We start from the raw sequence: 1,430 nt of genomic DNA, 5'->3' as shown, positions 1-1,430 counted from the left end.
ACGCGCAGGCCGCCAAGGACGCGGCGGCTGCCGCCTTCTACGAGCTGGACACGGCCCAGCGCGATCTGCGGATCTCGATCGAGACGATCACGGCCGTCGACAGCTCGCCGGGCGCGCGCAGGGCCGTGGAGGGCTTCGCGGCGCTGGGGCGCCGGATCGACGAGGCGAGCAGCGGGTACATCACCGCCGTCGACGCCCATGATCTCGACCGGCACGATCTTGAGCCGTCGGCGGCCTCGGCCGCCCGGGGCGAGCTGACGAAGGCCAAGGACCAGCTGGTCCGCGTCAAGGCGGATCTCGACAAGTTCGAGCAGGGGCTCGGACCCCTGCTCGACAAGGCCGAGACGCAGCTCGCGCGGCTCGCACCGGCCATAGAGCGGGCCCGCCAGGCGCTCCTCGCCGCGAGCAACGCTCTCGACGCGGTACGGGGCACAGGACTGCGCGCGGACGATCTCGCCCTGCGGCTCGCCCAGCTCGGGCCCGAGCTGACGAAGCTCAACCAGGGCGCGGGGCAGCACGGCGTCACGGACACCTTGCAGCGCGCCGACCGGGTGCTGCGGGACGCCGAAGCCGTACGGGCCGAGGCCGAGCGGCTGCCGGAGCGGGCGAAGGAGATCGACAAGCGTCTGGTGTCGCTGCGGACCCGCGCGCAGGCGCTGACCACCCGCGCGGGCACCGTGGAGCCGGTGCTGAGCGAGCTGCGGCGGCGCTTCTCCGCCGAGTGCTGGCAGGATCTGCAGCATGTTCCGGACCAGGCGGCCGACAGCGTCCGGCAGGCCGAGCTGAAGCTGAAGGAAGCGGGCAAGGCCCGCGAGGAGCAGCGGTGGCCGGACGCGACGTCCCTGCTGAGCACGGCCAGGGCCCTGCTGAACACCACGGACGAGGCGGTCTCGGCGGCCGGCGACCGGTTGCAGCGGCTGAACGCCGTCGCGAAGGACCCGCAGCACGAGATCGACCGTACGAGGTTCGCGATCCGGGACGCCCAGCGGCTGGCGATGACCGGCCGCAGTACGCCCGACCCGCGCCATGCCCGCCCGCTCGACGACTCCGTGGCCCGGCTGGACCGGGCCGTGGCGGGTCTTGAGGGGCGCCATCCCGACTACTGGCACTTCCTGACCGAGACCGAGGCGGTACGGAACACGGCGGCCCGGGTGGTCTCGGAGATCCGCGAGGAGCGCGGGTCGGGCCACGGCGGCTGACAACGGCGGCACTCGCCCGGAGGGGCGCCGGTCGCACGGCCGCGTACCGATAGCCTGGCGCCATGCCTCGCTACGAGTACCGCTGCCGTTCCTGTGGTGACACCTTCGAGCTCAGCCGTCCGATGGCGGAGTCCTCCGACCCCGCCGCCTGCCCCGCCGGGCACGACGACACCGTGAAGCTCCTGTCGACCGTCGCCGTCGGCGGCTCCGCCAAGGGCGGCGCGCCCGCCC

General features: G+C 73.7%; 2 protein-coding genes. Both read left to right on the top strand.

The genetic code is table 11. From position 1 onward, the window contains the following. On the top strand, positions 1 to 1,199 hold a 1,199-nt coding region (locus tag HY68_RS18170), incomplete at its 5' end, for a hypothetical protein (RefSeq protein ID WP_041990182.1). Positions 1,200 to 1,261: 62 nt separating this feature from the next. Next, a partial coding sequence (locus HY68_RS45230; protein ID WP_041990179.1) for a zinc ribbon domain-containing protein occupies positions 1,262 to 1,430 on the top strand: 169 nt, incomplete at its 3' end.

The organism is Streptomyces sp. AcH 505, from assembly GCF_000818175.1.
Classification (GTDB): domain Bacteria; phylum Actinomycetota; class Actinomycetes; order Streptomycetales; family Streptomycetaceae; genus Streptomyces.
The sequence above is the reverse complement of the archived record's forward strand: the minus strand, read 5'-3'. Positions and strand labels throughout refer to the sequence as shown.